1 protein-coding gene and 2 pseudogenes are annotated in these 1,153 nt (G+C 61.4%); 1 reads left to right on the top strand and 2 read right to left on the bottom strand.

Translation table 11 applies throughout. From position 1 onward, the window contains the following. Together AC5E6N_RS13110 and AC5E6N_RS13105 are read right to left on the bottom strand one after the other, a co-directional pair. Positions 1–141: pseudogene (locus AC5E6N_RS13110) on the bottom strand (IS6 family transposase); the annotation flags it as partial. Positions 142–168: 27 nt separating this feature from the next. Further along, positions 169–411, bottom strand: a pseudogene (locus AC5E6N_RS13105) (hydantoinase B/oxoprolinase family protein); the annotation flags it as partial. Between the two features lie 272 nt (positions 412–683). Here AC5E6N_RS13105 and AC5E6N_RS13100 point away from each other — a divergent pair. Beyond that, on the top strand, positions 684–1,153 hold a 470-nt coding region (locus AC5E6N_RS13100), incomplete at its 3' end, for a GntR family transcriptional regulator (protein ID WP_491748228.1).

Genomic DNA, 1,153 nt, shown 5'->3' with positions numbered 1-1,153 from the left:
GGACGAACAAGCCGGCCGCTTTCTGGCTTTGGCTTTTGCTGCGATCGCCGGGCTGTAGCGAACGACCCAACGGTTGAGCCTGGCGTGGTCAACGTCAACACCGCGCTCCTGCATGATTTCCTCCAGACCCCGATAGGAAACCGGCACAGGAAACTTTGCGACAGAACCCTTGTCGATCACCGCCTTGACGGCAAACGCCATAACGCCGACGAAGATCGGCAGGCCGGACTTGCCCTGAACGAGTGTATCGCCGGTTTCGGCATGATACAGGCCGTGGCTGGCGTCATGCGCTTCGGCGATGATCGGATTGAAGGCGGCGCGAAACAGCGTCGCGTCCATCTCATCGGCGATCTGCTCCATGCGGCCGGCAAGGACGGCGAGCGTTATCGGGTCTATGTCGGGTGCCGTCATGCGTGTGCCCTCACTTTGGCCGAAGCGCCGATGGCGAAGCGCGCCGCATCGGTCAGAGCGCGCGAAAGCCGTGCCCGCGTTTCGGTCGAACAGCCACTGATCAGATGGGTTTTCAAGATGGCATGACTCCCTTTAATCTGTTCAATCTGTATGTTTTATAATACAGATATTGGATGCTGGAAAGGCAACTTTTGGCTTTCCGTGTGATTTGCTGCTTGCTTTTTGAGAAACCGTCCATACTCTGGAGCCGAACCAATCTGGGAGGCAAAGAGGTGCCAGATCAGGCAAAAAGGGCTTTGCCGGAAGGCGGCAAGGCGCGGCGCGTCTTTCTGCTGCTGCGCGATGAGATCTTCGGAGGCGCACATGCGCCCGGCGCGCTGCTGCCCGCCGAGCAGCGCCTGGCGGATCGTTTCGGCGTCTCGCGCGTCACCGTCCGGCGCGCGCTCGATGCGCTGGTCGGCGAAGGGCTGATCGAAAAGCGCGTGGGCGCGGGTGCGCAGGTGACCGCCCGCGCAGGCCTTACCGAACCGATCCGCGCCGATATCGGTTCGCTCATCCCGCAACTGGTCGAGATGGGCGAAGCAACCACGGTGCGCCTGTTGTCGTTTTCCTATCTGAGCGCGCCTGACATCGTGGCTCGGGCGATGGGCTATCCGAACGGACTTCATGCGCAAAAGGCGGTGCGCGTGCGCATGGTCCGCGGCGAGCCGTTCTCACATCTGACGACCTATGTGCCCGAGGC

The sequence above is a fragment of the Hoeflea sp. genome (genome assembly GCF_984452065.1).
This window is presented reverse-complemented; position numbering and strand designations above follow the sequence as displayed.